At 37.1% G+C, this 25,876-nt stretch carries 26 protein-coding genes; 19 read left to right on the forward strand and 7 right to left on the reverse strand.

What is annotated here, in order from left to right; translation table 11 throughout:
* Positions 1-69: 69 nt before the first annotated feature.
* A complete protein-coding gene (locus tag BUA71_RS15890; protein ID WP_072881524.1) occupies positions 70-1,809 on the reverse strand; it encodes a hypothetical protein in 1,740 nt (579 codons plus the stop codon).
* Positions 1,810-2,019: 210 nt separating this feature from the next.
* Between BUA71_RS15890 and BUA71_RS15895 the strand changes: the two genes are divergently transcribed.
* The 5 genes from BUA71_RS15895 to egtD all read left to right on the forward strand — a co-directional run bounded on the left by BUA71_RS15895 (position 2,020) and on the right by egtD (position 6,206).
* Positions 2,020-2,859, forward strand: a complete 840-nt coding sequence (locus tag BUA71_RS15895) for a thymidylate synthase (protein ID WP_072881525.1) — start codon at positions 2,020-2,022, stop codon at positions 2,857-2,859.
* A gap of 31 nt (positions 2,860-2,890) precedes the next feature.
* Complete coding sequence (locus tag BUA71_RS15900) at positions 2,891-3,268, forward strand: energy transducer TonB (protein ID WP_072881526.1); 378 nt, start codon at positions 2,891-2,893, stop codon at positions 3,266-3,268.
* 32 nt (positions 3,269-3,300) lie between these two features.
* Positions 3,301-3,711: an energy transducer TonB gene (locus tag BUA71_RS15905; protein WP_072881529.1), complete on the forward strand. Its 411-nt coding sequence runs from the start codon at positions 3,301-3,303 to the stop codon at positions 3,709-3,711.
* 331 nt (positions 3,712-4,042) lie between these two features.
* A complete protein-coding gene (gene egtB, locus BUA71_RS15915; protein ID WP_072881534.1) occupies positions 4,043-5,206 on the forward strand; it encodes an ergothioneine biosynthesis protein EgtB in 1,164 nt (387 codons plus the stop codon).
* A 13-nt stretch (positions 5,207-5,219) separates the two neighbouring features.
* Complete coding sequence (gene egtD, locus BUA71_RS15920; protein ID WP_072881536.1) at positions 5,220-6,206, forward strand: L-histidine N(alpha)-methyltransferase; 987 nt, start codon at positions 5,220-5,222, stop codon at positions 6,204-6,206.
* Positions 6,207-6,413: 207 nt separating this feature from the next.
* Here the strand turns inward: egtD and BUA71_RS15925 are convergent, their stop codons facing one another.
* The gene (locus BUA71_RS15925; protein ID WP_072881538.1) at positions 6,414-7,502 is read right to left on the reverse strand and encodes an aminotransferase class V-fold PLP-dependent enzyme; all 1,089 of its coding nucleotides are present in this window, start codon (positions 7,500-7,502) and stop codon (positions 6,414-6,416) included.
* A 39-nt stretch (positions 7,503-7,541) separates the two neighbouring features.
* Here BUA71_RS15925 and BUA71_RS15930 point away from each other — a divergent pair, with 39 nt between their 5' ends.
* The 4 genes from BUA71_RS15930 to fabD all read left to right on the forward strand — a co-directional run bounded on the left by BUA71_RS15930 (position 7,542) and on the right by fabD (position 10,287).
* The gene (locus BUA71_RS15930) at positions 7,542-8,063 is read left to right on the forward strand and encodes a 2TM domain-containing protein (protein WP_317040913.1); all 522 of its coding nucleotides are present in this window, start codon (positions 7,542-7,544) and stop codon (positions 8,061-8,063) included.
* 4 nt (positions 8,064-8,067) lie between these two features.
* Positions 8,068-8,550, forward strand: a complete 483-nt coding sequence (locus BUA71_RS15935) for a dihydrofolate reductase (protein WP_072881542.1) — start codon at positions 8,068-8,070, stop codon at positions 8,548-8,550.
* A 133-nt stretch (positions 8,551-8,683) separates the two neighbouring features.
* Positions 8,684-9,184, forward strand: coding sequence for a pyridoxamine 5'-phosphate oxidase family protein (locus BUA71_RS15940; RefSeq protein WP_072881544.1), 501 nt, complete (start codon positions 8,684-8,686; stop codon positions 9,182-9,184).
* Between the two features lie 221 nt (positions 9,185-9,405).
* Positions 9,406-10,287 carry an ACP S-malonyltransferase gene (gene fabD, locus BUA71_RS15945; RefSeq protein ID WP_072881572.1) on the forward strand — a complete coding sequence of 294 codons (882 nt, stop codon included), beginning with the start codon at positions 9,406-9,408 and terminating at the stop codon, positions 10,285-10,287.
* A 115-nt stretch (positions 10,288-10,402) separates the two neighbouring features.
* On the opposite strand, the gene BUA71_RS15950 is transcribed toward fabD, so the two are convergent.
* On the reverse strand, positions 10,403-11,536 hold the full coding sequence (locus BUA71_RS15950) for a DegT/DnrJ/EryC1/StrS family aminotransferase (protein ID WP_072881546.1): 1,134 nt from the start codon (positions 11,534-11,536) through the stop codon (positions 10,403-10,405).
* A 374-nt stretch (positions 11,537-11,910) separates the two neighbouring features.
* Here BUA71_RS15950 and BUA71_RS15955 point away from each other — a divergent pair, with 374 nt between their 5' ends.
* From BUA71_RS15955 to BUA71_RS17680, 4 genes are all read left to right on the forward strand, one after another.
* On the forward strand, positions 11,911-13,035 hold the full coding sequence (locus tag BUA71_RS15955) for a 3-deoxy-D-manno-octulosonic acid transferase (protein WP_245812621.1): 1,125 nt from the start codon (positions 11,911-11,913) through the stop codon (positions 13,033-13,035).
* Between the two features lie 89 nt (positions 13,036-13,124).
* Positions 13,125-13,349, forward strand: coding sequence for a hypothetical protein (locus BUA71_RS15960; RefSeq protein WP_072881550.1), 225 nt, complete (start codon positions 13,125-13,127; stop codon positions 13,347-13,349).
* 133 nt (positions 13,350-13,482) lie between these two features.
* A complete protein-coding gene (locus BUA71_RS15965) occupies positions 13,483-13,770 on the forward strand; it encodes a hypothetical protein (protein WP_072881552.1) in 288 nt (95 codons plus the stop codon).
* Between the two features lie 36 nt (positions 13,771-13,806).
* Complete coding sequence (locus BUA71_RS17680; protein ID WP_175545976.1) at positions 13,807-13,959, forward strand: hypothetical protein; 153 nt, start codon at positions 13,807-13,809, stop codon at positions 13,957-13,959.
* A 116-nt stretch (positions 13,960-14,075) separates the two neighbouring features.
* On the opposite strand, the gene BUA71_RS15970 is transcribed toward BUA71_RS17680, so the two are convergent.
* A complete protein-coding gene (locus tag BUA71_RS15970; RefSeq protein ID WP_072881554.1) occupies positions 14,076-14,849 on the reverse strand; it encodes an XRE family transcriptional regulator in 774 nt (257 codons plus the stop codon).
* A 458-nt stretch (positions 14,850-15,307) separates the two neighbouring features.
* Between BUA71_RS15970 and BUA71_RS15975 the strand changes: the two genes are divergently transcribed.
* Positions 15,308-15,982, forward strand: a complete 675-nt coding sequence (locus tag BUA71_RS15975) for a M15 family metallopeptidase (RefSeq protein ID WP_083572127.1) — start codon at positions 15,308-15,310, stop codon at positions 15,980-15,982.
* A 257-nt stretch (positions 15,983-16,239) separates the two neighbouring features.
* Here the strand turns inward: BUA71_RS15975 and BUA71_RS15980 are convergent, their stop codons facing one another.
* The 3 genes from BUA71_RS15980 to BUA71_RS15990 all read right to left on the reverse strand — a co-directional run bounded on the left by BUA71_RS15980 (position 16,240) and on the right by BUA71_RS15990 (position 20,422).
* On the reverse strand, positions 16,240-18,696 hold the full coding sequence (locus tag BUA71_RS15980; RefSeq protein WP_072881556.1) for a zinc-dependent metalloprotease: 2,457 nt from the start codon (positions 18,694-18,696) through the stop codon (positions 16,240-16,242).
* Positions 18,697-18,783: 87 nt separating this feature from the next.
* Complete coding sequence (locus BUA71_RS15985; protein ID WP_072881558.1) at positions 18,784-19,539, reverse strand: sterol desaturase family protein; 756 nt, start codon at positions 19,537-19,539, stop codon at positions 18,784-18,786.
* A gap of 214 nt (positions 19,540-19,753) precedes the next feature.
* The gene (locus tag BUA71_RS15990) at positions 19,754-20,422 is read right to left on the reverse strand and encodes an FAD-binding oxidoreductase (protein ID WP_072881560.1); all 669 of its coding nucleotides are present in this window, start codon (positions 20,420-20,422) and stop codon (positions 19,754-19,756) included.
* Positions 20,423-20,633: 211 nt separating this feature from the next.
* On the opposite strand from BUA71_RS15990, the gene BUA71_RS15995 reads away from it, so the two are divergent.
* The 5 genes from BUA71_RS15995 (at position 20,634) to BUA71_RS16015 (ending at position 25,756) form a co-directional block, all read left to right on the forward strand.
* The gene (locus tag BUA71_RS15995; RefSeq protein WP_072881562.1) at positions 20,634-22,400 is read left to right on the forward strand and encodes a mechanosensitive ion channel family protein; all 1,767 of its coding nucleotides are present in this window, start codon (positions 20,634-20,636) and stop codon (positions 22,398-22,400) included.
* 114 nt (positions 22,401-22,514) lie between these two features.
* Positions 22,515-23,489, forward strand: a complete 975-nt coding sequence (locus BUA71_RS16000) for a YihY/virulence factor BrkB family protein (RefSeq protein WP_072881564.1) — start codon at positions 22,515-22,517, stop codon at positions 23,487-23,489.
* Positions 23,490-23,841: 352 nt separating this feature from the next.
* Entirely contained in the window at positions 23,842-25,221 is a 1,380-nt protein-coding gene (locus BUA71_RS17545) for a tyrosine-type recombinase/integrase (protein WP_072881566.1), read from the forward strand.
* Positions 25,222-25,227: 6 nt separating this feature from the next.
* Positions 25,228-25,488: a hypothetical protein gene (locus tag BUA71_RS16010; protein WP_072881568.1), complete on the forward strand. Its 261-nt coding sequence runs from the start codon at positions 25,228-25,230 to the stop codon at positions 25,486-25,488.
* Positions 25,466-25,756: a type II toxin-antitoxin system RelE/ParE family toxin gene (locus tag BUA71_RS16015; RefSeq protein ID WP_072881570.1), complete on the forward strand. Its 291-nt coding sequence runs from the start codon at positions 25,466-25,468 to the stop codon at positions 25,754-25,756. Before BUA71_RS16010 ends, BUA71_RS16015 begins: the two co-directional genes overlap by 23 nt.
* Positions 25,757-25,876 lie beyond the last annotated feature (120 nt).

A 25,876-nucleotide genomic window follows, 5' to 3' on the forward strand; every position in this document is an offset into this window, starting at 1 on the left:
TTTAAAAAGTTTTTTTATTTTGAGGCAAAGCACGGGGAATTAAATCCCTGACTATCGTTCACCCCGTAGTTAAAATAAAGTTAGTAAGCTACCACCTATTGCGGCACAAGCTGAAAATACAGCACTTACCACTAGCCACCAGGCAGCGGCTGCTGCAGTTTCCCTGGCGTGTTCTGCCTGGATCACGGCTTTGCGTTCCATTACTTTAATTTTTCCACGAGCTGTATCTTCTATTTGCTGCACTTTATCCAGTACTTGCTGTCTCGCATCTTCATAAGAATCAACAACTTTATCGATATCTTTCCTATCAACATTTGTATTATTGGTTACCAAAGCGTTTACTTCTTCCCTATCGGCATTTGCAAGCCTGGCTTTGATGGACTCCAAACTATCCTTTTGATTATCCATTTTTTCCTGGAATATTCTGCTCAATTGTGCAGTATTAATTCCCGAGCTGTTATCCGTTCCGGTAAGGTTGCCAATAATATTCTGCACCCGTTTTTCCACCTCTTTCACAACATCATTAGATGAGTTATTATTAAGCTGCACCTGGATACGACGAATTATCTTTTCAGCTTTATCAGCATACATTTCTATTTGCTGACGCTCCATAGAGGTGTTTTCTGAAAGATATTCAACTATGGTGTTTCGGTCTAAATCCCCCATTTTTTGACCAATTTTATTAGCTTCTACTTTAGGGTTTTTAATGATCTCCTTAATTCGTTGCTCCATTTCTTCAGCATCCATAGCTGATGAACCGTCTTGAGAAAGAAATTCTTTAACCTTGTTCATATAAGAATCTACTTCCGCTTCTTCGGCAGGAGTCAATTTCGCAATAACTTTCTTAGCTTTCTCTTCTTTGGTATCGCCTTCGCCATAAGCCTCTTTCAGTTCACTTTCCAAACGCTTAAGTTGCTCTGTCTTACTTTTTCCTTCTTCAGAATTATCATTAGACGATTTATCTATAGCGCTGTTAAGCACACTCTGAATAGCCATCCATTTACCCTGGCCACCACTACTATCAGAACTGCTTTGCTCATTGGATTTTTTTACAGACTCATCTACCAATTGCTGAATGTCTTGCTTCACCTTATCATAATTTGGTGTTTTCTTATCAAATTTGGTAAAGAATTCATCTACAGCACTATCAAACATTCCAGCATCGAAATTATTCTGAAATTCCTTTCTCACTTTTTCAACGGTATGGTCTGCCACGTGTTCAACTTTAGCAGCGTCTGAAGGTGCGAACATATCTTTCACTGCACTTGCCGAAGACCTCAAACCGGCTGTAGCAGTATTAATCAAACCACCTACAACAGTATTCACTACTTTACTTTCTAAATAAAATAACAGGATAAAAAAACTTGCCCAGATTACCAGAGCAAGAGTCACAGCAATTAATGGATTGGCAACCAGGCTTAAATTCATAGCAAAAGCAGTAGCCCCAAACAAAGAGATTGCCACGGTAATCGTACTCCATATTCCGAATCCGGTGGTAATTATCGTTCCGGCAGAAGCACTATCGTCATCTGCATCGTCTGTCTCTTCGTTAAAACGATCTTTTTCCGAAGAATTATTTTTATTTTCTACATAAGACTTTTTAACATCGCCCACGGCAGTGATACCCGCAGCGACCGAAAGTGCAGTAAGTATAAACTGAAATCCCAGAGCGAGTATTACTCCAGCAATAACGGTAACAAAAAACTGCGGACTAATAATGGTGTCAGTAAAGTTCACGGCATCTGGATTTTGCGCGTGAAGATTACTTTCAAAAAGTATCACGCCAAAGGCTAAATAAATCTTTTTCATAATATATTATTTTCTGGTTATAGTGCTAAATTATTTATGAGCAATAAAAAATAGTCCCTATAACTAGTTAATTAACAGATTTTAACGTCCGGTTTAGTCAAATCCATTATGAAATTAGTGGATTGCGTTAATGACCACTTTTAAACCGGTTAAAACTTGCAAAAAATCTATTCATTTTAGTACTTTAGGCCGGTCTAAAAAGTTGTAAATATGAAACAGTATCACGATCTTTTAAAACATATCCTTGAAAAGGGCACAGATAAAGGTGACCGCACCGGTACCGGTACCCGAAGTGTATTTGGTCACCAAATGCGCTTTGATCTTAGCGAGGGCTTTCCTATGGTTACCACGAAAAAATTACATTTAAAATCTATAATTTATGAACTGTTATGGTTTCTAAAAGGTGATACCAACGTGCAGTACCTACAGGAAAACGGCGTAAAGATTTGGAACGAGTGGGCCGATGAAAATGGGGATCTTGGTCCTGTTTATGGGCACCAATGGCGCAACTGGAATAATGAAGAAATAGACCAAATTGCCGAGACCGTAGAGATCTTAAAGAAAAATCCAAATAGCAGAAGAATGTTGGTTTCTGCCTGGAATCCCTCGGTGATGCCAGATACATCAAAATCATTTTCAGAAAATGTAGCCAATGGAAAAGCAGCGCTGCCTCCCTGTCACGCCTTTTTTCAGTTCTATGTAAGCCCTAATGAAAACGGCAAACCAAAGTTATCCCTACAATTGTACCAAAGAAGTGCCGATGTCTTTTTGGGAGTGCCATTTAACATCGCTTCCTATGCTTTATTTACCATGATGATGGCGCAGGTTTGCGATTATGAAGCGGGGGATTTCATCCACACCTTTGGCGATGTTCATATTTACAACAATCACAGAGAGCAGGTAAAACTCCAACTTTCTCGTGAACCCAGAGCATTACCTAAGATGAAAATTAATCCCGAAATAAAAGATATTTTTGGATTTAGCTATAAAGATTTTAATTTAGAAGACTATAATCCGCATCCGGGAATTAAAGCAAAGGTTGCGGTATAAAACTGAATTATTAAATTAAAACTGAATTTTTATGAAAAAGTTTATGCTTATCACATGTTTTATCATTGGCGGTTTTGCCACTGCGCAAGCCCAGCAAACTTCTCCTGTTTGGCCGGGTTGTGAAGATGCCGAAGATGTAAAGGCCTGTTTTAATCAAAAGCTCGCTCAACACGTAAGAAAAAATTATGAATATCCGCAAAGTGAGGATGGTGAATACATAAGGGGAAAAGTAAAAATCTCTTTTACCATCACAGAAGAAGGAAAAGCGGTAGTAGAATCTGTAGAGGGAGATAAAGCCGAAGTAAACGCAGCAGCAAAAGCGATGATACAAAAAATTCCAGATATGGAACCCGGCACTTTAAACGGAGAGCCAGACGATCGTAATTTCACCGTTCCTTTTAATTTCTAGATTAGAAATTTTAAATCTTAATACTCCCAGCTATGAGAAAACTTTTATTTTGCTTTTTTCTTTTAACCGGTTTTTTCGCCTTTGCCCAAAACGATGTGGAAGTAAAAGGAAATTCCGTAAATGTAAAAGAAAAAGCTCCCATCTGGCCGGGCTGTGAAACCACCCTAAAAAAAGAAGAATGCTTTAATGAAAAGTTTATAAAACTTGTAAAAGAGCATTATAGATACCCGCGTAATGCTGAAGGGGAGTTTATAAGAGGGAAAGTGCTTGTTGCGCTGGAAATAAACAAAGAAGGTAAAGCTATAATCAATTCGGTTGAAGGGGAGCAAAAACCTATTGTTACCGCGGTAAAAGAAATGCTTAAACATTTACCGCAAATGCAACCGGGAACCATAGCGGGAAAACCAACCGCTATTAGCTACAAAATTCCGCTAAACCTGTAATTATTATAATCTTATATTTGCTAATCTGATGTTTGTTGCTATAGAAGTAAACCTAAAGCAACAAGCATCAGGTTTTTTTATTTTTGGCTGTTGGAGGATTGAATTTCAAAATTATTCCACTCTCATTTTTTGATATATTTTTGCATTTCCCAGTTTTCTCAATTTTTATAGAAATTGAAGTTATTACAGTTTCGGCTTTCAATTGCTGTTTCTGTATTTTTTTAACTTTTAAACATTCGATTTTATTTAACTTGCCCTTAACTACCGGAGGTTTCAAACCCATTGAAAAAATTGTAAATTTGATTGGTACTCAAAAAAGCACCACTTTTTTATGCAATCACAACACGAATTACTAGATTTTTTTACACAAACCAGGGCACGTTCAGAAGAAATTTGTTCCCATTTGAAGACTGAAGATTATGTGGTACAACCGGTAGAAAACGTTTCGCCGCCTAAATGGCACCTGGGGCATACCACCTGGTTTTTTGAAGAATTTGTACTTAAGCCTCATCAAAAAGATTATCAGCTTTTTGATGAAAATTCGGCATACGTTTTCAATAGTTACTACGAAAGCGTGGGCGATAAAGTGATTCGCACTAACCGTGGAAATTTATCCAGACCAACCGTATCATGGATCTATGATTACCGTGACTATGTAACAAAAGCACTAAAAGAGTTTTTAAAAGAAGCCGAAATTTCTAAAGAGCTCTGCGGAATTATAGAAATTGGTTGTCATCACGAAAAGCAGCATCAGGAATTACTGCTAACCGATATAAAGTTTATCCTGGGAAACAATCCTCTTTTTCCGAAGTATAACGATAAGTTTAAAGAAAACCCTATTCAGAATTTTACACAGGAATGGATAAGTGTTTCTGAAGATATTTACCAGGTAGGTCATCAATCTAATGATTTCTGTTATGATAACGAAATGGGTACGCACAAGGTTTATTTAAACGACTTCGAAATTTCCAATAAGCTTATCACCAATGCCGAATTTATAGAATTCATAGAAGATGGTGCTTACGAGCAGGTATTGCTTTGGCATGCCGAAGGCTGGGACTGGATAAACACCAACAATATTAAAGCGCCACTTTACTGGCATCATACTAACGGTAACTGGCATCAATACACACTAAACGGCCTGGAAAAAATTAATCCTGCAGCTCCTCTAAGCCATATTTCCTATTACGAAGCTTTTGCTTTCGCGCAATGGAAAGGTTTGCGTTTGCCCACAGAGTTTGAATGGGAAGTTGCTCAAGATAAATTCGACTGGGGGAACCGCTGGGAATGGACCGAAAGTGCCTATTCTCCCTATCCAAATTTCAAAAAACCAGAAGGAGCACTTGGCGAATATAACGGTAAGTTTATGGTAAGTCAAAAAGTATTGAGGGGAGCCTCGGTGGCTACTTCCCCCAATCATTCCAGGCATACCTACCGCAATTTTTTTCATCCTCAATTACGCTGGCAGTTTACCGGATTACGACTTGCCAAATAACTTAAAAAACTAAATGAAAACCACATCGACTAAATTTCAATCGGCGTTTGAAGAAGACGTTTACAAGGGACTTATAAGCTTTCCAAAATATTTACATTCCAAATACATTTACGACCAAAAGGGAGATAAACTCTTTCAGCAAATAATGGATATGCCAGAATATTATCTTACCAATTGTGAGTTTAATATTCTGCAAAGGCATAAAGATGCCATTGCTGAAATTATAGGAGAAGAAAGAGGAAAGCTGCATACCAATAAAGGCTTCGACCTCATAGAACTGGGCGCCGGGGACGGCAAAAAAACAAAAATCCTGCTAAAACATCTTGTTGATAAAAATTACGATTTCAAGTATTTACCCATAGATATTAGCCAGCATGTTTTAGACGAACTCGCAGCTTCTTTGAACGTTGAAATCCCTCGCTTAAATGTAAAAATTCAACAAGGTACTTATTTTAAAACCCTGGAAAATATTGCCGATTATAGCGAGCGCAGGAAAGTGATTTTGGTGCTGGGTTCCAATATTGGGAATTTAATGCACGAAGACGCCATTAATTTTCTTCGGAATATTCAACAGGCTATGTCGCCAGATGACATGCTAATTATGGGCTTTGACCAGAAAAAAGATCCACAGAAAATTTTAGATGCTTATAATGATCCGGCAGGAATCACCGAAGCTTTTAATAAAAATCTTTTGGTACGTATTAATAGAGAATTAGACGCCAATTTTGATGTGGATAATTTTCTGCACTGGGAAACCTACGATCCAGAAAGTGGCACAGCCAAAAGTTTTTTGGTAAGCAAAATAGCACAAAGAGTACATTTGAACAAGTTGGAACTGGAAGTGAAATTTGATGCCTGGGAAAGTATTCATACCGAAATTTCCCAAAAATATGATGATAAAGTGGTAGAATGGCTGGCAAAAGAAGCGGGTTTAAGCATTGAAAACAGTTTTAAAGATCGTGAGAATTATTATAAAAATTATATTTTCAAGAGAGTATAGACTTTAATCCCTTGAAATAAAAAACGCTCTAATTATCAACATTCTAATAACCAACCAACTTAAAACTTTTAAAATTAAAAAAATAGCCACAAAAACTCCAAGACAAAAAAAACTACGAAGCTCGGGGCATATTTGGGAGATACCACAGGGTTTTATAATTACTGAACCTGTTTCACTTTAACATTTCTCAACCTGGGATATTAAAAATCAGGATTTAACAAATCCTCTAATTTTTTTCACTAAAAAATCCAGTTCTTTTTCTGTATTAAAATAATGAAAGCTTACACGAATTCCATCACCGCGTTGGGAAGTAATTATATTTTCACTTCTTAGATATTCAAATAATTTATCGCCCCCTTTAATATTAAAGATGGAAGTATGTTCTGTTCTTTTAACCACCGCTTCTTCCAGCAGGTTCATTTTGGTAAATTCAGCTTTAGCCAGTTCTTTTAATGTATTAATTTGGGCATAGATCTTAGTTTTACCAGTTTTATCTATCAACTTAAGCGCGGCAAGTAAACTCCCAAAATTAAGCGTATCTTGATGACCGGGCTCAAACTTCCCTATAAAGCTGCCTTCCTGGGCTTTATATTTCCCCTGCAGCGAACCAAAACCTAGATTCTTTGGAGTCACTTTCTCTTCTACTTCTTCTTTAAATAGCATAAAAGCATTTCCATATCCGGCGTTTAACCATTTATAAGTGCTACAAATAAGCACATCCAATCCGCTAGATTCAAAACTAAAAGCTTCTGTTCCGCAAAATTGGGTGCCGTCGCCGATAAATAAAGTTTCAGGATATTTTTCCTTTAATTCCTTTATAAAATCGAGGTTAATTTTTATACCATTTAAATACTGGACAATGCTAAACGCAAAAAAATTGGGTTGTTTTCTTTTAAAAGCTTCAGCGATATTTTGCTCTAAATTTTCATTTATTTCGGCATAAGAAATCTTAAACTCCCTGCTTTCTACCGCCCAATTTATTGAGGGATAATCATTATTCAGCAATAAAGCATTTTTATTCTCTTTGAGTCCTTCCAGTAGTGTATTAAATCCGAAAGAAAAATTGGGCACTAAAGCTACCCGTTGCGGTGCAGCATCACAAAACTTCCCGAGCATTTCCCTGGTATCGGCTAAAATATGCGCTTGTTTTTCTTTAAAAACACTCGCTCCCAGTAAAAAATCCAGGTCATGTTCCTGCCTAAACTCCCAAACCGCCTCGGGCAACAAACCAGATGCGGCTGTGTTTAAATAAGTGTATTGCTCTAAAACGGGAAAGCCTTTTCTTAAATTCTCCATAATCCTACCTAAATTGTTAATGAAATCTGTAAATTTGGAATGCACACTAAAGTACTTCTAATTATGTTTTCTAAAAAGAAAAATAAGGCCAAAATGGACGCCGAGGAGCGTGAACTTTATGAAAACGCCCGCAAACGTACCGTTCAGAAAAAAAGATTATTTCAGCATTTTATCATATTTTTAGTGGGTGCAGTCCTATTAATTGTGCTCAATGTCGTTATTGGCTATAAAGAGAATTTTATGCCACTGGGCTATAACTGGTTCGTATGGGCGATACTTTTGTGGGCCTTTATCTTTCTTATTCATCTGCTGAATGTCTTCGTAACCAACAAATTCATGGGAAAGGAATGGAAGGACAGACAAATGAGCAAATTAGTAGAGAAACAAAAAAAGAAAATTGCTGAAATGCGGAAGCAGGTAGAAAAAGATTTTCCCGCCGAAGCACCAAAGAAAGAAACTAAGAAAGAGACTAATTTTCACCCAGAAATAAAGCCAAAAGATGAGGAATTCAGGCCAAAACTGGGAGATAGCAACAAGCCAGACCAACCTTACAATACTTAAATTTATGATTACAATGATTGCCGCTGCCGGTGAAGATAATGAACTGGGGAAAGATCAAGACCTGGTTTGGCATTTACCAGATGATTTTAAACGTTTTAAAAAGCTCACCACGGGACACCACATTATTATGGGCAGAAAGACTTTCGAAACTTTCCCAAAACCCTTACCTCACCGCACCCACGTGGTAATTACAAAAAACGAGAGTTATTTGGCAAAAGATGCAATTGTGGTCAATTCTTTAGAAAAAGCCCTTGAGATTGCTAAAAGCGACGACCAGCCATTTATTATTGGAGGTGGCGAAATTTATAAATTGGGAATGGAAGTAGCCGAAAAAATTGAATTGACCAGGGTTCACGGCACTTTTGAAGCAGACACCTTTTTTCCTAACATCGAACCAGAGAACTGGCAATTGGAAAGTGAAAAATTTCACGAGAAAGACGAGAAACATGATTATGCTTTTACATACCAAACTTTTATAAAGAAATAAAACATTGATTCAGCTAAATTATCCTGGCTTTAATAATTTCACAATTCTTAACAGGACAGCTTATTCTTTTAGCAATTTATTGACGCAGAAGCACCACAGTACTTAGTAATTTGTATGAAAATACAAATGAATTATGAGCACTAAAAAAATGACTAAAGACGAGGCTTTATCTAAAATGAAGTCTATGGTAAAAAGTATAAAAACAGCTATGATGGTGACAGACTTTGGCAACAAGCCGCTTAGTGCTGTACCCATGACCACTAAAGAAGTAGATAAAGAAGGAAACATCTGGTTTTTTAGTCCGTTAGATAGTGACCACAACGCAGATATTGCCAAAGATAATGATGTGCAATTGCTTTACAGCGATGTATCAGATAAGGAGTTTATTAGCATATATGGGAAAGCAAGCATCGAAACCAATAAAGATGTTTTAAAAGAATTCTACAGCAAAATTGACGACGCCTGGTTCGCTGGCCCAGATGATCCCAACTTAACTGCAATTAAATTTATACCAAAAGAAGCATACTTTTGGGACACCAAACAAAATAAATATGTAAGCTTATTGAAAATTGGTGCAACTGCGGTAACCGGCGACTCGAAGGATATTGGCGAAAAAGGAAAATTAGATTTATAATATTTCTCTACTCACTCTTTATCTGCAAAGTTCCAATAGCAAGGGTAAGTAATTATAAAATCGTTTTAAAACCTGCCTATAACTGGAAATCTGGTAATTAATTTTTGATTTTACCGAACATCAATGATTTATCACTCGATTTAAAAAAAGACTTCACTAATAATTCAAATTATGAGGTCTTTTTTTTTATTTCTATTTTAGCCAACTCTAAATCAAAACTTATGAATGCATATATTTTTCCCGGCCAGGGAGCACAATTCTCAGGGATGGGGTTAGATTTGTATGAAAACTCTCCAAAGGCACAAGAATTATTTGAAAGAGCAAATGAGATATTAGGATTTTCTATCACCGATATTATGTTTGAAGGTTCTGCCGAGGATTTAAAACAAACTAAAGTTACCCAACCCGCTATATTTTTACATTCAGTGATTTTAAGCAAGGTTTTAGGGGAAGAGTTTAAACCAGATATGGTAGCAGGACACTCCCTTGGGGAATTCTCTGCCCTGGTTGCGAATAATACGCTTAGTTTTGAAGACGCTCTGCAATTGGTATATAAACGAGCTATGGCTATGCAAAATGCTTGTGAATTACAAAAATCTACAATGGCTGCGGTTTTAGGCCTGGAAGATGAAGTAGTAGAAGCCGTTTGTGCCGAAATCACGGGAACAGTAGTACCTGCAAATTATAACTGCCCGGGGCAACTGGTGATTTCGGGAGATGTTAAAGCTGTTGAAGATGCCTGTGCTGCTTTAAAGGAACGCGGAGCAAAAAGAGCGATGATATTGCCGGTAGGTGGTGCTTTTCACTCGCCTTTAATGGAACCAGCCAGAAAAGAACTTGCTGATGCCATTGAAAACACAAAATTCAATAAACCTAGCTGTCCTATTTATCAGAACGTAAGCACTTTTGCGGTAACCGATCCGGAGGAAATTAAAAAGAACCTTGTTTTTCAATTAACCGCTCCCGTAAAATGGACCCAGAGTGTGCAAAACATGATGGCAGACGGCGCTACAAAATTCACTGAAGTTGGCCCCGGTAAAGTTTTACAGGGATTGGTGAAAAAGATAAATCGCAAGATGGAAACTGCTTCGGCAAGTGTTTAAGTCTTTAAAAACATACATAAAGCTTAACTAATTGCACCTAAACATTATAAAAGTAAAAAATCCTGAGACTTATTCGCCTCAGGATTTTTTTTGGAGCTTATCTACTTTGCAGGAATTAATCCTTTAGAAACTCTAAGATTGCACCTGTGATAAAGGCGATTTGCTCTTTATCCAATTCGGTGTGCATCGGCAGGGAAATTACTTCGGTTACCAGTTGATTCGTCACCGGAAAATCGGCTTCATTGTATCTGGAATCGGCATAAGCTTTTTGATTATGTAAAGGAATGGGATAGTAAATTCCGAAGGGAATTCCTTTTTCCTGTAAATATTTTGCCAGGGCATCGCGTTTTCCATTCTTAATTTTTAAGGTATATTGATGGAAAACGTGTGTATCTCCCTCCCCTATTATTTCCGGGGTTACAATCTCCTGATGATTTTTTAGCGCATTGGTATATTTTTCAGCAGCATTTCTGCGGGCTTTATTATAGGCATCAAGTTTTGGTAACTTAGCTCTTAAAACAGCCGCCTGTAAACTATCTAACCTGGAATTCACCCCAACCACATCGTGATGGTAGCGCTCATACATGCCGTGATTTACAATCCCCCTAATAGTATGTGCTAACTCATCATTATTGGTGAAAATCGCACCACCATCTCCATAACATCCTAAATTCTTAGAAGGAAAAAAAGAAGTTGCACCAATATCTCCAATAGTTCCCGTTTTTGTTTTTTCCCCAGCTTCGTTAGTATAATTTCCGCCAATGGCCTGGGCATTATCTTCAATTACATAAAGGTTATGCTCTTTGGCTATTTTCATAATCTCATCCATATTGGCGGTTTGTCCAAATAAATGCACAGGAACGATAGCTTTAGTTTTTGGAGTGATAGCTTTTTTTATGGATTGGGGATCTATATTAAAAGTGTGAGGCTCTACATCTACCAACACCGGTGTAAGCTGCAAAAGTGCGATCACCTCTACGGTTGCGGCAAAAGTAAAATCGGCGGTAATTACCTCATCCCCGGGTTTTAAACCTAATCCCATCATCGCAATTTGAAGGGCATCGGTACCGTTGGCACAGGGAATCACGTGTTTTACATCGAGATATTCCTCTAAATCCTGCTGAAATTGCTTTACCTCTGGACCATTAATAAAAGAAGTGTTTTTTATAACCTCTTCAAAAGAAGTATTCACCTGATTTTTTATATCTTCATATTGCCCTTTTAGATCCACCATTTGTATCTTTCTCATCTGCTTATCATTTTAATCCCATTTTGGGAATTTATCACAGGTGTATAATTACTCCCTGTGTTGCTATATTTTTGCGTGCTACGAAAATACAAAATCCCTCTTTATTGCTCATCATTTTAAAAGGTTTCAATAAGGTTAAACCAGGGTGTTTAGCAACTTTTACCAGACATTATATCTATCAATAATTTCCCATCGCAGTTAGCGTAAATTCATAATTTTAATTTTAAACTCCTATTTTTGCTCTATAACAGTATCTCTTGAAAGCACTTTATAATATAGCAACTAAAATAATAGCTGGGACATTACCCCTGGCTGGAAATTTTAATCATAAATTAAAACTGTTTATCCGTGGAAGAAAGTCAATTTTTAATACTTTGGAAAAAAAGATCCAGCCAGCGGCTCAATATTTATGGTTTCACACAGCTTCTTTAGGCGAATTTGAACAGGCACTTCCTATTATTGAAGAAATAAAAAAGGATTTTCCGGCATACAAGATTCTTATTACATTTTTCTCACCTTCTGGCTATGAGAACAAGAAGAAACATCCGCTTGCCGATATCATTACATATTTACCCCTGGACACTACGGCCAACGCTAAAAGATTTCTCGAGCTGGTTAATCCAAAAATGGCTTTCTTTATTAAATATGAAATATGGCCTAATTATTTAGCTGGACTAAAAAAGCGCAGTATTAAAACTTTACTTATTTCCGGGGCATTTAGAAAAGATCAAATTTATTTTAAACCCTATGGTTCTTTTATGCGAAACGCGCTAAGCAGTTTCGATCACTTTTTTGTGCAAAACCAGGAATCTGTACAAATGTTGGAAAAAATCGGGTTCAGCAATGTAAGTTTAAGCGGCGACACCAGGTTTGATAGGGTTTCCAGGCAAATCGAGCAAGACAATAAATTGGTTGTTATTGAAGAGTTTCTTCAGCAAAAACCTTGTTTTGTGATGGGTAGTACCTGGCCCGAAGATGAAGAATTATTCCTGAAGTTCATAAACACCACTGCAGTCAATATCAAATTTATAATAGCTCCACATGAAATAAAAGAGAGCAACCTGAATAAACTTCAGGAGAAAATTCAGAAAAACACAATCCGGTATTCAAAATTAAAAAATTACAATCCTGAAGACTTTAAGGTGCTCATCATTGACAATATTGGTTTATTAGGAAGAATTTATAGTTATGCGAGTATTGCCTATGTTGGCGGGGCCGCAGGTAAAACGGGTTTACATAACATCCTGGAACCGGCTACTTTTGGAATTCCAATAATTATTGGGGAAAATCATAGCAAATTTCCAGAAGCCATTAGGTTAAAACAACTAGCCGGGCTTTTTTCTGTAAGTAATGCAACAGAGTTCACTGCAATTTCCAATAAGTTACTGCAAGAGGATGATTTTAGAGAAAAAACAGGAATGATTGCTGGACATTTTATCAATTCAAATGCCGGTGCGACCAAAATAATTATGTCTTATTTGCATAAAAACCAACTTTAAATTATGTTTTTTGCTAAAATTTACTAAAAATTTAAAGCAAGAAGATATATTAATTGTAGTTTCGAAATTATAATTAAACAAAGCTAATCATGAAAAAAGTAATTCTTTTTGGAGGAATATTGTTTCTAAGCAGTCTTAGCCTGGTATCCTGCCGGGACACGAAGGAAAAGACCGTTATAAAAGAAGTTGAGACAGAAAAAGAGGAGCCTAAAGAAGAAAGGAAAGGCCTTTTAGAAAGAACCGGTGAAAAAGTTGATAAAAAAGTAAACGAAGAAATCGATGAAGAAATTGATAAAATTGGTGATGACAATTAAAATTAAATAAAGAACGAAGCTCATTTTTTCCTAATCTTATTTTATTTTAAGAAAATTTTAGCAGTAATTTTGTTAAAATCTATATCCACATCTCTAATTTTGCTACTTTAGAAACACTAAAAACAACGAAATTATGAAAAAATCTATATTAATGTTAGCTGTATTTCTTAGTTTTAGTACAGCGCTTATTTCCTGCCGTGACACCAATAAGATGGAAACCCAGGGAGATCGTATGGAGAATGAAGCTACAGAAGCCGGTAATGATATTGAAAAAGCAGCCGATGATACCGGTGATGCTATAGAACAGGCCGCAGATGACACTGGGGATGCTATAGAAAAAGCAGCCGATGATACCGGCGACGCAATTGATAAAGCTGCCAATGATGTAGAAGACGAAGTACAGGGCAATGATGACTATTAATAAACTAAGTAACCAATAAATTAAATCTTATATATTATGAAGAAAGTAATTTTAATTCTCGCATTAACTTTTAGTACTGCGGCGGTTTTTACTTCCTGCAGAGAAAAATCTGGAGTTGAAAAAGCTGCAGATAGCGTAGAAGATGCTGCCGACGATGTAGGCGATGCTGCTGAAGACGTGGTAGATTAATAATAAATTAATCGTTTAACGATTAAAAACTAAAAATCCTTTTTGATTAAGTTCAAAAAGGATTTTTTTGTTATAGCAATTAGCCAAAAACATGTAAAGCTCTCTCCTAATCTGGATTACGCCTGCTTTTTAAATGATTTTAATTCTCGTTTAAGTTCTTCCATAGAGTGTTTTAACTCTCTGAAAAGTCCACTTTCTGATGGATTATCAAGATTAAAAGTCAATTTTGAATTCACCTGCCACAATTCCTGAATTTCGGTAATATTTACTTCTATAGGCAAATATTCTTCGTTTAGCGAGATTAACAGCACCTTAGAAGAGTCTGGCAATTTTTGTAGCTTTTTCACCAATACCGAATCCTGAAGCACCACTACATAAATTTTATTATTACTCGCCTGGTCCAGATCTGGCACCGCTTTGGCGAGCACCCATTCGTTGGGATAATAGTTGGGCAACATACTATCTCCTTCAATTTGAAATCCGCGATATGTCGCGTTTCTAAACTCTGGCAAAGGAATATCAAAAGCCGGTAATTGTTGATACCACTCCACATCCTGAACGTTATGGGGATAACCCGCCGCGGCTTTTTGATTTACCATCACCATATTTTCATTATCGGAAGAATTTACGGTGACTACCTTGGGACTTACATCACCTTTGCTTAGTTGCAAATACTTCTGGCCACTTTCGCCAAACAACCACAAAGGATTGACCCCAAACCTGCTCAAAAGCTCGGCTACAACTTTACCCGAAAGCCTTGTTCTACCGCGTTCAATATCTGCTGTAGAATTTTTAATATTTAAAACTTTGGCGAATTCTGCCTGGGTAAAATTATTCTCTTCCCTTATTTCTTTAAAATGTTTAATTTCAATAGTTGGTGGTTGCCCCATAGTACAGGTTTTTAGGATTTTATCCGAATAAATTCAAAGTTATTGGATTATATCCATATATACAAGTTAATTGAACAGACATCTTGAATCAATATTATCATTAAAGAACCAGGATCGCTTCGCTTCAAGAATAAAGAAAAAAGACTACACTATAGCTATTTAATTATACTGCATTTTTTTAAAATTAAACTCACGGGGAGCAAAGCCACGAGTTTTAAATAGATTTTTTAGAATCAACAACCTCGACCTAAGGATACGAGGTATGCTTCCCAAAAAAGTTCTTTATTTCAAGCCAGGTTCCAGGGAAATTAAACCCCTGGCTATCGTCCCCGCGATTAAAGGCAAACTTTGAAGAGTTTAGACTTTGCTATAATGGAGAACTCGCTAATGAGCTCCAATTTTCATTGGAAATCTTTAGCTAAAAAAAAATTAATACCTTGGATGAAAATTAACCCCCAATGAAATTCAAGCTATTCTTCTTGTTGTTACTCCTTGCCTTTGGTATTACAGCACAGGAACAAGTCATGCCCAGGGACTTTGTTTATGTAAAAGAAGTAATTCCCGATATTGTCCTGGAAATACGTTATGCAGGGGAAAACAATTTTACAGGAAAACCCGTAAATGGGTATAATAAACCGGTTGCAATCTTAAACAAACCCACCGCAAAAGCCCTGGCAGCAGTACAGGAGGATTTAATGGAAGAAGGTTACTGCCTTAAAATCTTTGATGCCTATCGCCCGCAACGCGCAGTGAATAGTTTTATAGCCTGGTCCCGGGAACCCGGCGATACCATAGCGAAACAGGACTTTTATCCTAATTTACAAAAGAAGAACCTCTTTAATCTTGGTTATATCGCAACCAAATCTGGTCATTCTCGCGGCAGTACTGTAGATCTCACTATTATAGACGCTCACACCCATAAAGAAATGGATATGGGCGGTACTTATGATTTCTTCGGAAAAATCTCTCATCATAATACCGAAGACATTAGCAAAAAGCAGAAAGCAAATCGGGCCTTTTTAAAAAGATTAATGATGAAAAACGGGTTTAGACCTTATGCTGAAGAATGGTGGCATTATACATTAAGAAACGAGCCTTATCCTAATAGTTATTTTGATTTTCCGGTGGAGTAAGTTTTTCAAAAAAACAAATTTTTTTCTGCACATTATACCCCATACTTTTATTTTGAAAATGAGCTGTCATTCCTAAAGGAGCACTCGGAAGAGGAATCTTTTTTATTATATCAAGGATTCTGAAGTAATTCTTAGAGTAGTTTTAGCGGCGAAATTTCAAATTAAATAATCAAAAAAGCCACGAACCCACCAATAACAATAGTGATAAGTTCGTGGCAAATTTTCTTTAAAATTAACCCGCATTCAGAGCACAAAAACTACGCATCTACATCCAGGCCGGCATCAATACGGGCGATAAGATCGTTCCAGTGATAACGCGTAAGCGCATCATTTGTGTTGGATTTTCTGCGGTTTAACTCGCGTTTTAAAGTTTGCATTTCCCCGCGCATTAACGGCATAATATCAGATTTCAGTAATTCATCATCACTATTATCCTGTCTTAACTGCTTTAGGTAGGACGATGCAATATCCACATAAGAACGTTGCAGGTTTCGGCGGTAAGCATCTACTTTTCTATTCCTATACAATTCACTGAATATTCCCCTTCTAAGCTCGCTCAACATATTTACAGCAGTATAGGCTTTTTTGCCATTGGCTTCTTCATTAGCTATTAATCGCTTTAAACGATCTTTATTCAGCAAGCTCTTTAAAGCTCGGGTTTGCAACCCCTGAACTCTTTCTATGGCTCCGGAAGCTTCAATTCTATTTAAAATCCCCTGGTCTAAAAGCCATTCTGGAGTTGTAAAAGCTTCAGAAATTAAAAAATCCATGGCTTCTTTCTGTTTCTCTTTAGGGACATTTTCGTAAACAACACCGTCCTGATTTGAAGTCTTTTTAGTTTCATATACTCCACCAATATTTGCTACTACGTGCGAAACATAACCACGCCACATATAGGTGAGTTCGCGATAAACTTCTTCTAAATCGTCATAGGCATAACCGTCCTTTGAAGTCCATTTCACTAAATTTGGTACTACTCTTTTTAGATTTGCGAGACCATATTCGCTGGCTTTCACCTGGTCATCGCCCAGGCTTTCCCTTTGCGACTGGGGATCTACTCCACCATAACCACTACCAAATTCAAACCAGGGATTTCCTGCTTTTGCTAAAATCCATTTATCTAAAGTGTCTTTTTCTGCCCTTGGCGATTTGGCTTCTGGTAAATAACGATAGCCCCAATTTATTGCATATAGATCATAAGGCCCCATCATCCTAATATAACGCACCCCTTCGTCACCCGGTTGCGCAACATAATTTACCCGGGCATAATCCATAATGGAAGGTGTCAAACCATATTTTTGCGTAAAACTTGCAGAGCGCAAAGAGTCGGTAGGATATGCCGAACTGGCTTTCATATTATGCGGAAGTCCCAGCGCATGCCCTACCTCGTGCGCGATTACCATACGCATCATTTCTCCAATTTCTTCTTCGGGAGTGTTTAAAGTTCTTGCTGCTTCGGTTTGAGCACCCGCTTCTATCATAAACCTATTTCTATAGGAACGCAAATGATTGTGGTACCATATAATATCGCTTTCAATAATTTCCCCCGTGCGCGGATCTGAAACCGATGGTCCCGTAGCATTCCTGGTGGTACTCGCCACATAACGCACTACGGAATACCGAACATCTTCTGGACTAAACGCCGGGTCTTCTTCTTTGCTTGGCGGATCTTTGGCAATTACCGCATTTTTAAATCCGGCTTTTTCAAAAGCAACATTCCAGTCTTCGATTCCCTTTTTAAAATAAGGTCGCCACTTTTTGGGCGTTGCAGGATCAAGGTAATAAACAATAGGTTTTTCGGGCTCTACCAACTCACCACGTTTGTAAGCTTCAATATCTTTTGGCACCAATTTCCAACGTCTAATAATCTCATAATCATCAGATTTCAATTCTTCTGAATTATAGTCATATTTATCTATGGTAAACCAACCCACCCTGGGATCGGCAATTCGCGGTTGCATTTTTTCTTCGGGGAGCAATACCATAGACTGGTTCATCATCATAGAAATTGTACCGGCCTGATTGCGTTGTGGCGGTTCCTGGGCTTCATAAGTCATCACATGCTTAACCTCTATATTTTTGGGATAGGCATGCGCAGATTCTATATAAGACCTACTTTTATCCAGTTTTTTCACCTTGTAGCGCTTGCGCAATCCAGCCGGAAGCCCATCTATGGCCTGCACTTCATTTTCAAACAGATCATTAACCTCTATAACCACACTGGTAGAGTCGTTGTTAAAAGCTTTAATCTTTGAACTATAAAGTATCGGAAAGTAATTATTGGCCCGCACCGATTTGTAGATTGGTGATTCTTCGTCGCTTTCATTTTCAAAACTAATCACCTTTACATCAATATTATCTTTGCGACGCGTCCAGCGTACCACTTGTTCATTTACTTTAGAACCGGCGTTTACATACCCACCGCCATAACCATCTGGCACTTGAGCAATTCGGCTTACCAGCAACATATCCTTATCCAATAAATCTAACGGAATTTCAAAATAAAGCTTACTGTCAACAAAATGAGTGGTAAACAGTCCTTCATCTGAAGTAGCATCAGCCGTAATAACTTTGTTGTAATCTTTAAAATCACTTTTCGACTTTTTAGAAGTGTTTTCTGCGGAAATTTGTTTTCCGTCAAATACAGATTTTTTACTACCGCAACCGGCAGCAAGAAGGGCAACCAAACCCAAAACAGGTAATTTTCTAACCATAAACTTAAATTTTGCCCTGAAGATAAGCAAATCCTGTAAAAACTATCAGAATCCCTGAAGATTTTAAATTAAGATAACAGAAATAGATTACTCAATTTTAGTCTTACTCTCTGTATTCATCCATTTGTCCCAAAAAGTGAAGTAAAGTCCGTAGTTTGTTTTAAACTCGGCATGATGAAAGTGATGGTGGGTTGCTCCTATAAACAGCCCTCCGAAGCGGGAATTTATAAATGATTTAGGATAAACTTCAATATCAAGGTGATTAATTACACTGCTTAGTGTCATAAATATAAGGTAACAGCCAAGCACAAAAATATTTACCGGCAAAATGATTAAGATGACGGGCACTATAAACGCTTCCAGTAAAGATTCCCAGGGATGGAAAGAAAAAGCCGTCCAGGGGCTGGGCACTAAACTATCATGATGTACTTTATGTACCTTTCTAAAAACTTTGGGATTATGCATCCAGCGATGCACCCAATAATAATAAGTTTCATGCAGTAGGGAGAGTATCACGAAACTTAATGGCAAATACCAAATCCCATATTTTTTTGGATCTAAATAAATGGCAGTAAGATCCTGCTGCCATAAATAGTAGAGAAAAGCACCAAAGACCCCAAAGATTACCGAAGACCACATACTCCAGTAAATCTCCTTTTTTAGCTGTCCTTTCCTAAAAGAGCGTTTACTCAAGCGTTTACTTTTATATTTATTCCGTTTCAGTTTAAAATAATACCAATAAAACACCCCGGCAGAGATGATATAACGCAGAAAAACAGCAGCAAAAAATATTCCAGCACAAGCAAGGAATATTCCCAGGTTATCAATTTCAAAAAAGCCCATAGTGTGTAAAAGTAATAAATGCTGAAAAGATAGGATTAAGCTTAATTTTTAAACAGTCTTTCGAATGGTTAAACCGACATCTAGTAAATTTATTAAAAAACCTGCATTGCCTTTTAGAACCTGGTAAATTCTTTGTAAAGTTATTCACCACACATATCTGCGAAAAACCGGTTAGCTAATATAAATTAAAAAATTCCTAACTAGTAGTCTCTGTTTATTGATCATCTAAAGTTACCGCATCTGGATTTGCACCAAGCTCTTTGAGTATTTCACCAACTTCCCCTGTCATTTTTGGAGGGCCACACACATAGAATTTTTCATCAAAGTTTTGAACGTTTTCTTTTAAAAAATCCTTATTAATGTATGCTTTAGTATATGCTGTGCTATCCTGGTCTGTAATAACATAAGTCGCATTACCCCCAAGCATTTCATCCAACTCATCTTTCAGAATAATATCTTTATCGGTTTTATTGGTGTAAAACAACTTAATTCCATCAAGTTTATTCTTTTTTTCTAATTCCCGTAACATAGCAATATAGGGCGTGATTCCCGCACCACCGGCAATAATGTAACCGTCACCTTTATATTCTATCGCTCCCCAGGTGTCGCGGATAATTAGCTCGTCACCAGGTTTTAATTTACCAAGCTGCTCGGTAACGCCGTCGTGATCTGGATAAATCTTAATGGTGAATTCTAAATAATCGTCATCGTTTAGACTGGTGAAGGTGAAAGGTCTTTTCTCATCTTTCCAATCTTTCTTATTTATAGAAACCTCTGTCGCATGTCCCGGAGTAAAACTAAAACCTTTTGGTTTTTCAGTCTTAAATTGTTTCACATTATGAGTAACTGCATTTATCTCTATAATCTTAACAACATTCTCCATTTTCTCTTTTTTTATAACAATAATTATGAATTTAGTTGTTTATTTTAGTAATATAAAGACATTTAACCTATTTTAAAGACTTAGATTTTAAATTTTAAGGAAGCTTTATCAATCCAAATCAATTTTATGCGTTCTTAATCAAAAACCACTAACTGAAGCTATGAAAACAATTTTAGTATATTCGGCTTTGGTTTGAAAATAAACGTCTTTTATGATAAAAACTAAATCTATTTATGGGCTGCTATTTATCATAGCGCTTTTGTTTAGCACCTCAAATATTCAGGCTCAATTTTCTTTAAATAAAAATGAAGGAGAGGAACAGAAAAAAGAAAAAATACCCGAAGATGCCCTGGGACGAAGAACCCCAAGCGGATCGGTTGCCGGCTTTATCGATGCCATGGCAAATAGAGATTATACCAGGGCAATTGAATATTTAAACTTTCCGCCAAACATAAACAGTTTAGAAGAGCAGGAACATATTGTAAAGATTCTACAAAGGCTCTTTGACCAAAAAGGTAATATCCAACCCATTTCCCTTATTAGTGATGAACCTACCGGAAAAACCGATGATGGCCTGAATCCTAAATTAGAGAAAGTAGGTAATGTAAAACCCGATAATGAATCTATAGATATATTTTTAGAGCAACAAGAAGATAAAGACGGTCACCCTATATGGCTATTTTCTTCTGAAAGTATTGCTGCAGTAAGCTCGGTTAGCATCCAGAACTCTCCTTTAGTCGAACAAATAATGCCAAATATTCTTGAACGCTATCTTTGGGGTGGAGTTCCCATTGGACAATGGTTAGTAGCTCTGGTGCTTATTGCTTTAAGCTATCTCATTTCTTTTTTAATCATTTCCGGACTCATATATTTAGTAAAGAAAGTTTGGAAAAGAGCTAATAAAAATCCTATTTCTGGCATTTTAGATGCTTTAAGATTACCACTAAAACTTTATATGGCCCTCTGGGTTTTTGTGGGCTTTTCCAGGGAACTCGGCCTATCCATAATCCTGCGCCAGCGTTTTAGCACACTTACGATTATTACTGCAATTGCAGCGATATTACTTTTATTCTGGAGACTATCTGATTTTTTAGGCAAATATTCACAAAACAGAATGCTAATGCGCGGTAATGCCACCGGGGTCTCCGTTGTGTTATTCTTGCAGCGCATAGCTAAAATCTCAATAATAATTCTTGGTATTATTGCTATTTTAGGTTCTATAGGAATAGACGTTACCACAGGCCTTGCTGCGCTTGGTATTGGTGGTATTGCTCTGGCCCTGGGTGCGCAAAAAACCATAGAAAACTTCGTAGGAAGTGTGACATTAATCGCCGACAGGCCAATTAGGGTAGGTGATTATTGCAAGGTTGGGGACATCACTGGCACGGTAGAGAACATAGGCATTCGTTCTACCAGAATACGAACCCTGGACCGTACCCTGGTTACCATACCCAATGGCACTTTTTCTTCTGATACAATAGAGAATTATGCCTTTCGCGATAAGTTTAAATTTTACGATACCCTTAGTTTTAGAAAAGAAACCACGCCAGATCAGCTAAGATTTTTGCTTACAGAATTAAGAAAAGTACTTTATGCCCACCCCAAGGTTTATGAAGATCCTGCTCGTATTCGCTTTGTTGGAGTTACTGCAAATTCTATGGACCTGGAGATCTTCGCGTACCTGGAAGCAGCAGATTACAGCGGATTCCTGGCTGTAAAAGAAGATGTGATGTTGCGTATGCTGGATGTTGTGAATCGTAGTGGCACCGATTTCGCATTTCCATCACAAACTGTTTACTTTGGAAGAGATGCGGGACTCTCTAAAGAAAAATCTGTTAAAGCCGAAGCTGAAGTAAAAAACTGGCGGGAAGAGAACGAAATGCCAATTCCCGAATTTACCAGGGAGCAAATTGAAGCATTGAGGAACAAACTTAACTATCCGCCAGAAGGTTCCAGTAATATAGAGAAAAAGAATTAGCTTGAAAGAAAAGATTCCTCTCTCGAGTGCTCCGAAACGGAATGACAGTTCATTACAACTGCACTAGCTTCATTAAAATATTACCAAGAAATTCAAGGATTAGATTTTAAAAATATGAGTACTAAAAAAGCTACAAAATACCGCGGAGAGGAGGCAAAATGGCCGCATCAAATACCATTTTCCGGTTGGATGGATATAGGCAAAAGGGTATTCCAGGAAATTAAGACAGATCATGTGCAGATTATTTCGGCCGGGGTAGCTTTTTACTTCTTTCTGGCAATCTTCCCCACTATCGTAGCCGCAATTTCCATTTATGGATTGATTTTGGAAGCCGAACAAATGCAAAATCAAATCTCAAGATTAAGCGTAGTGCTACCAGAACAGGCCTTTGGCATGATTACCGACTTCCTGGAACCAATTTTGGAGCGTTCTAAAAAAGAAATAGGTTGGGGACTTTTCATTAGTATTATGATAAGTATTTGGAGTGCCAACAAAGGTACAAATGCACTTTTTCAAGGGGTGAATATTGCCTATGACGAGACAGATAGTCGCGGAATTATTAAAAAAAACCTGCTTAGCCTCCTCTTTACCCTGGGCGGATTGGTAATTGGTCTAATTAGTTTATTAATCGTTATTTTCTTCCCCTTGCTTATCAAAGATTTAGGCTTAAATCCAAAAATAGAAGATATGTTGCAATGGTTGCGTTGGGTAATTCTGGGACTTATCCTCATCTTTAATCTGAGCATGGTTTACAAAATCGCTCCTTGTAGAACTAGCCCCAGGTTTGGTTGGGTAAGTTGGGGCGCGATTATTGGAACCCTATTTTGGTTGGGTGGCTCCATGTTATTCTCATGGTATGTAGCCAATTTTGGAAGTTATGATGATCTCTACGGAAGTTTTGCCGCTGTTGCTATTTTATTGCTTTGGCTCTTTCTTACTGCCTTTATTGTTTTGGTTGGGGCCGAGATAAATTCTGAAATGGAACATCAAACCCGTCAGGACACCACCATAGGTTCAGAAAGACCCATGGGCGAAAGAAACGCCTGGCACGCCGATAATTGTGCGGTTAAAAATGAAGATGAGGAGTGATTGATTAATAGTTTACAATAATCAGTTACTTCCCGATTTTCATATTTGAGACACAAATATTTCCCTAAACGTTGCCCCTAAAAAACACAAAACCCTCAAAATCTAATGATTAAGAGGGTTTCTGGTACTCGGAGCGGGACAGAATAAGCACCATTTCGACAATCTCAATACTCCTCATAAATCGATGGAAACCTTAATGAAAACAATGATTACCAGTGTTTTGAGCTTATATTTTTAGAGTAGGTAGATTTAATAAAATAGAACTAAATAGAATTGCTGCGTACAGATTGCGTACAACTTTTTAAAGTTGTACGCAAAATGGTTATATTTACTTTATTCAAATATTTCACTAATGGCAACCATCTATTTTTTATACCGTTCTACCCGCGAAAAAGCTCCTCTTTCAATTCGGTTACAAGATTGTGCAGCTAACGGCAATAAATTTCAATTTGGGGGAAAAACAGAACTTGAAGTATCTAAAGAATATTGGGAAAAAACACGCCATAAAAAACGAAATGTATCGGCAAAAGATAAACGAGAAATTTCGACTGTGAACAATAAACTTTCCGAAATTGAAAACTCAATCTTAAAAGCCTATAAAAAGGAGAAACCACACCCCAATAACAAAAATTGGTTAAAAAACACTCTTCAAAGATATTATAATCCTGTAAAGGAAGAGGTAAGAAGCGATTTATTAAAAGATTGCATTCAGAACATGATTGATACTGCAGACGTCCGGGAAAATAGCCAAAAAGGTTTAGGACTTTCAAAAAGCCGTGTAAGCTCTTATAAAAACCTTTTAAGGGTTGTTTCTAAATACCAAACCCGCAAAAAGAACCCAATACGAATAAAGGATATTGATTTGCAATTTGGAAGAGCTTTTTTAAAATGGTTAATGCACAATCAAAATTATTCGGAAAGTTATGCACGGAAAAAAATTGACGATCTCAAAACCGTATGTAATGATGCAAAACTTGACGGCGTTGAAACCAGCCTTCAATTAGGTAAAATTAAAGGCGGAAAACCTAAAAAGGAATTTATAATTTACCTTACTCCAAAGGAACTCGAACAAATCGAAAATACAAACCTTGTGAGCGATGCCCATAAAAATGTCCGAAAATGGTTTTTGTTTGGATGCCAAATAGGACAACGTGGGGGTGATCTTTTGAGCATTACAGAAAAAAATTTTGTAAGTCGTGATGATCTGGACGTCATCGAACTTAAACAGCAAAAAACGGGAAAAGATATTACCATACCCATTACAGATAAAACCCTGGATATCCTTAAAGAGGGTTTACCAAAGACAATAAGCTCACAAAGGTTTAATACAGATATTAAAGAAGTATGCAGAATTGCCGGACTGGACAAGCCTACCAAGGGTTCAAAAATAATGATGCTCGATAAGGATGGCAATGAAATACCTAAGGACAAAAATGGGAAATATGCAAAAAAAGGAATTAAACGTACCGTGGTGGGTACGTATCCAAAATATGAACTTATTAGCTCTCACGTTTGTAGGCGTTCGTTTGCAACCAATCTTTACGGTATAATGCCAACCCCTTTAATTATGCAAATAACTGCGCATAGTACCGAAAAAATGTTTTTGCAGTACATTGGTAAAAATGCCCTCGATTATGCCAAACTCATAAATGATTTTTACGAATTACAAAAACTTAAAAAAGAACGAAAATCCCAATTAAAACTTATCAAAAACGCATCATACCAAAATTAAAATATCATGAAAACAGAAACTTTAAAAATCACCCTGGCGCAACGAATATTGAGTATTTCTGATAATGCTTTATTGGAAAAACTTAATACCTACTTGAACAAGGAAAGCATTATAGGTTATAATGCGGATGGCACGCCTATAAACGAAAAGGATTATTTAGAGGATATGAAGGCTATAAATGAAAAAATAGACCGGGGCGAATTCAAAGGTGAAACATCTAATGAGGTTAAAAAATTTATCATTGATGAGAATAGTCTGGAGGGATAAAGCAAAAAAGGAACTTAACAGCCATATAGCTTATATTGCCAAAAGAAGTCCGCAAAATGCTCAACACGTTTTAAATACATTACTTGAACTTGGTGATAGTTTGGGAAATATGCCCTATAAATATCCCAAAGAACCTCTTTACAATGCGGAAAACGTTCGTTTTGTAAGTAAATGGCATTTCAAAATGATTTATCGCATATCGGAAAAAGAAATCCAAATTTTGCGGATTTTTAGTATGTGGCAACATCCTGGTAAACTTAAGCTATAAACCAGCATACCTAGAAACTATGAATCCTAAAAATCGCGAATACAACCAATTGCAGCAACCCGCTTTAAGGGAATGCACATTGAAGGCTTTTTTGAAGGTGGACATCAATAGTTCTTTTTA

Origin of the sequence: Salegentibacter echinorum (assembly GCF_900129445.1) — a bacterium.
Lineage (GTDB): Bacteria > Bacteroidota > Bacteroidia > Flavobacteriales > Flavobacteriaceae > Salegentibacter > Salegentibacter echinorum.